This is a genomic window from Bartonella sp. TS25HLJMH (assembly GCF_042193505.1).
GTDB lineage: Bacteria > Pseudomonadota > Alphaproteobacteria > Rhizobiales > Rhizobiaceae > Bartonella > Bartonella grahamii.
The window spans coordinates 1-2333 of record NZ_JBHILV010000053.1; the positions used below are offsets into that span (position 1 = coordinate 1).

Sequence of the window (2333 nt, forward strand, 5' to 3'; positions counted from 1 at the left end):
GTCTTTATCCGAGAAACCACCGCATTATGTGAAACACCCATCTTTTTTGCAAACGCACGAACCGATAGACCCTTACGATGCTTCTTATTCATAGTTGCTCATTGCCTTTTTCTCTGCCATAAGAAGTAAGAGTTTACGGTGTTACGAATGATTGACAATCGGGTATAATCGGGTATATATTCCGGTATGAAAACAGATACACTCCAAATTACACAAGAATTATTGGCTCTCATTGCTGAAATTGATGAGTTCAAAGGGGCATGGCGCGCCCTTGGTACTCTTGCACCTGAGAGATTGAACGCTCTTCGTCATATTGCTACTGTTGAAAGTATTGGATCTTCCACACGCATTGAAGGGAGTAAGTTAACAGACCGCGAAATCGAACAGCTTTTGGTAAACTTAGAAATTAAACATTTCAAGAGTCGTGATGAACAAGAAGTTATCGGTTATGCCAAGGTTATGGAAACAATCTTTCAATCTTGGAGTGATATTTCTATTACTGAAAATCATATTAAACAACTTCATCGTGATCTTCTGTGCAATAGTGAGAAAGATCAACGACATCGAGGTGAATATAAGACTTTACGCAATGATGTAGCAGCATTTAATTCTCAAGGGAAAATGGTTGGCATTGTTTTTGAAACAGCTACACCATTTGATACACCATACCGAATGCAAGAGCTTATTACTTGGTTCAATAAAACCAATGAATTAAAGGATCTTCATCCTTTACTTACGATTGGTATTTTTAATGTTACATTTTTAGCTATTCATCCTTTTCAAGATGGAAATGGGCGTTTAAGCCGTATCTTAACCACCCTGCTTTTGTTACAAAAAGGTTATGTTTATGTACCATATTCATCACTTGAAAGCATTATTGAGAATAATAAAGAAAGCTATTACTTAGCTCTGAATCAGACTCAAAAAACAATTTATACTAAAACACCCAATTGGGAACCTTGGATACTCTTTTTTTTACGTGCTCTACAAAAACAAAAACGCCAATTAGAAATAAAAATAGAGAGTGAAAAAAATGCTCTTTTTTCCTTATCTGAATTGGCTCTTAATATTCTTGATTATGTGCGTAATCACGGACGAGTTACAACCCGCGATATGGTGCGTGAGGTTGGTGCAAGCCCTAATACACTTAAAGTAACTTTTACATCATTAGTTGAAAAAGGCCTTTTGATACGTCATGGTGGTGGACGATCAACTTGGTATAGCGCACCTTAATTTTATTGCCTTCTTAACCCCCTCCCCATTTTGAGAACGGGGAGGGGAGATGTGTTTTTAAATCTAAGCGGCTTTTACGACAGATCTTTCTAAGACTTGTTTTGCTTCTTTAATTAAAGCTTTATAATGTTTGATCTCTTCTACCAACGTAAAGGCTTTAACAAGATGCATATGGAGTGGACCATAAATGTAAACAGCCTTTTTAGTTGGAGACATTTTATCCCAATCTTTTGGGAAAGCAAAACGTATATCATCACAATAATCAACAGATTGGCTTTTTAGTTTCTTTTCACATTCAATAAAATAACGGCGTGCTTGACGTCCTTTCTCGTTACGTTCAACCATGGAAAGCTCTTTCGCCATGTCTAGAGTGATATGATATTCTTTACTTATAACATTTTTACGTTTCCCAATTTTGGGAAGCGTTAAAATACAGTCCTTTCCCTCTTCAAATGCATACTGATTAATGCGGTTCGTAATCCAAGTAGCAAAACGTTTTCCTATTGCCAAAAATGTATGTAATTCACGTGCATTCACTGTCTGAACGACATCACCATCAATCGTAGTTTGATGTAAGTCAATTAAATATTGTGCCATGATTTGGCTCCTATGTGCTTAAAGGTTTTCTATTGACATTCTAAAAGATGCCGGGTGCTAGAAAACACGGCACATAGCCCGTCGTTATGCTTTCCCCACAAGGGTATTGTATAGCATAACTACACCCGACAAAGTTATTATATGCGCCTAACATACAATGAGTCAAAGTCTTTAATGTGCGGAAGACTGATTATTTCGGCAACCAATCCGCTATGTGTTTAAGGTGTTTTCTAGGCACCTGATTCGAAAATAGACATTGACGCAACAATGTCAAGAATAAAAATAATTTTTATCTAAAAATAATGACATACTGTACAGTGTACATATTGAAATTGTTATTTATCAATGAGTTAAGTGTACAATGTACAGTCAATTTGAAAATTCTGTCGCTAGCGATAGTTTGCGCTGTCCTGCCCCGCAACGAAGCCAACCCGCTGGGAAGTACCTTTTGCATTGATTTTATTGTATTTTTTCTGGAGAAAACCAAAGCGCAAGTGATAATC

2 protein-coding genes are annotated in these 2333 nt (G+C 36.8%); one reads left to right on the top strand and one right to left on the bottom strand.

The window, feature by feature from the left end; all coding sequences use genetic code 11:
- The first annotated feature begins 186 nt into the window (after positions 1 to 186).
- Positions 187 to 1233: a Fic family protein gene (locus ACFINF_RS09030; protein WP_375620563.1), complete on the top strand. Its 1047-nt coding sequence runs from the start codon at positions 187 to 189 to the stop codon at positions 1231 to 1233.
- Positions 1234 to 1296: 63 nt separating this feature from the next.
- Here ACFINF_RS09030 and ACFINF_RS09035 read toward each other — a convergent pair whose 3' ends face one another.
- A complete protein-coding gene (locus ACFINF_RS09035; RefSeq protein ID WP_375620564.1) occupies positions 1297 to 1830 on the bottom strand; it encodes an antA/AntB antirepressor family protein in 534 nt (177 codons plus the stop codon).
- Positions 1831 to 2333 lie beyond the last annotated feature (503 nt).